Source organism: Paenisporosarcina sp. P5_A11, from assembly GCF_056400705.1.
Map to the genome: position 1 here is coordinate 1 of NZ_JBFUKT010000306.1, position 2,006 is coordinate 2,006.

General features: G+C 31.3%; 2 protein-coding genes. Both read left to right on the forward strand.

Annotation, left to right across the window (positions count from 1 at the left end; genetic code table 11):
* The first annotated feature begins 444 nt into the window (after nt 1-444).
* Nucleotides 445-972, forward strand: coding sequence for a hypothetical protein (locus AC1DOS_RS19720; protein WP_477538851.1), 528 nt, complete (start codon nt 445-447; stop codon nt 970-972).
* Between the two features lie 675 nt (nt 973-1,647).
* Nucleotides 1,648-1,956, forward strand: coding sequence for a hypothetical protein (locus AC1DOS_RS19725; RefSeq protein ID WP_477538852.1), 309 nt, complete (start codon nt 1,648-1,650; stop codon nt 1,954-1,956).
* The last annotated feature ends 50 nt before the right edge of the window (nt 1,957-2,006 follow it).

A 2,006-nucleotide genomic window follows, 5' to 3' on the forward strand; every position in this document is an offset into this window, starting at 1 on the left:
CTGCCAAATTCTTTGGAGAATTCTGAATCTGTTTTGCTAGAGTCAAACCCTTGTTTATTCTTTTGTTCTGCGTCATTTTTCTTAGTCCGTTTCGCCATAGGTATCACTCCTTTTTTTTAGTATGAGAAATGAAAGTAGAAATATACGTCCTAGCTTTTTGCAGGTATTTATCAATCTCCCTATAACAATTCCTAACTAGATAATCAATTATATTTTTAAATCCCTATATGGTTAAGATAATCTTTCTTTCATCGACCGTGAAAAAAATGAACAATAAACACAAGCTTAAGAATGCCTCTGTTACTTTTATTTTTTATGTCCGCCTAGGTTAGAACGGTGAATGGCTGTCCTGCCTAAGGATCAGTTTAAGTTAACAAGCAATGTTTTTTGATAATTAAAATGACTCTGGAAATAATACACTTAAGTAAGTGGAGGTGATAAAAAATGACTAAAACTATTCTTTTCTTGGCTTCTTTTATTACGTTATTTTCAACGGTATATGCAACTACAAGTGATAAGCCCAGTTCTTATGAAGAAATATATCCAGAAATAGGATACAAAACCGTTGAAGCAGCATCGGGCGATTTTGAAAAACATTTTAATGAAAAACTAAAATTACCACTAAGAGTACCACCGGTAAGCTTTACTCATCATTTTGGTAGATTAAATGATCTAGATGGTGACGCAAATGACTCATTTGAAGTGACGTTGATCAATGACAAAATATCTGAAAATCATTATAAAATAGATGTTCGACCACTTAAGAATAAATTGCCTATTCGAGAGAAATACGTGATAAAAACCTTTGAATTAAAGAATGGGATTGTAGCCACTTATATGACATTTTCGGGCTTTAACTTTCTTGTTTTCGAAAGGGGTAATTGGCAATACACATTAAATATCGATAAGCGCGTTTCAAACAAAGTTACGCCTGAGATCTTAGTAGATATAGCTAACTCTATTGATTATTAAATTAGCTTGAAATTTATGCATTCAACTAACAAGTGCTTTAGTTCCGCTTGTCTTCTCTTTACATTAATTTTAAAGATTGAGTTCCAAAATTCTGTTCAATAAAGCTTCTGGGTTTACTTTACCTAAGAGTTTTTTTATTTCTTAAGTTAACAGAAAAATCAAAAAAGAATTGTGTTTTGCGAAAGAATAGTACACAATAAATAAGGAAGATACTGTAATTTATAAATTTGGAAAAAGGTGATAGGTTCTTGAAAAGGATAAGACAGTCTTTGTTTTATTCAATTGTTTTTCATATACTCATAATTTTAGTGGGATATGGAATTTTCAATTTTGTAGAATTAAATGGTTTGGGAAGTTTAAATATTGGATTTGTTTATGTAGGATTCCTAGAGAATAACTTATACTTATTATCCTTAATTCTAATTTTATTGTCGGTAATCTTATTTACTGTAATTTTTGTAGTCATTCTTTCTTTGTTAGGTTTATATAAAAAAAGGATTACAACATTCTAATTAAAACCCTTCTAATATCGGACTGCTTAGTGCTCTTTTTCTTTATCTAACGGGGCAAAGGAATTGTTATGATTTTTGTTGAAATTAGAAATTTATAGTGTAAGTGGTAGCCCACTGTTGCCTTAGTATGTAAAATGAAAAAATGTTCAAGCAGGAGGGTTCTATGACAATATATTACTTTATGTTAGATGCTATTCCGCACCCAAATAATCCAGAAAGAGAAGAATGTGTAGGTGCATATGTAAACTGTTGGGTTAAATCAATAAATGAAAAAAGAGCATTGAACAAAGCGATAAAGTATGTCAGCAATGAAGGCTGGAAGGTTGTAACTATTGAAGACAAGTTTATTGTAAACCGAAATATGTATGAAGGGGATAGTGAATTCGAGGAATCACTTGAATGCTTTGACGAAGCAATGAAAGTTGGCATTTCAGCATTATTTTATACTTGGTCAAGTGAAGACGAAGAATAGATTTGAACAACCTCTTATGACAGCTATTAGATCCTTTGGGCTGCTTAGGT

What these genes read in the sequence shown, in the direction of transcription:
- AC1DOS_RS19720 (WP_477538851.1), top strand. Translation starts at nt 445, where the DNA reads ATGACTAAAACTATTCTTTTCTTGGCTTCTTTTATTACGTTATTTTCA.
- AC1DOS_RS19725 (WP_477538852.1), top strand. Translation starts at nt 1,648, where the DNA reads ATGACAATATATTACTTTATGTTAGATGCTATTCCGCACCCAAATAAT.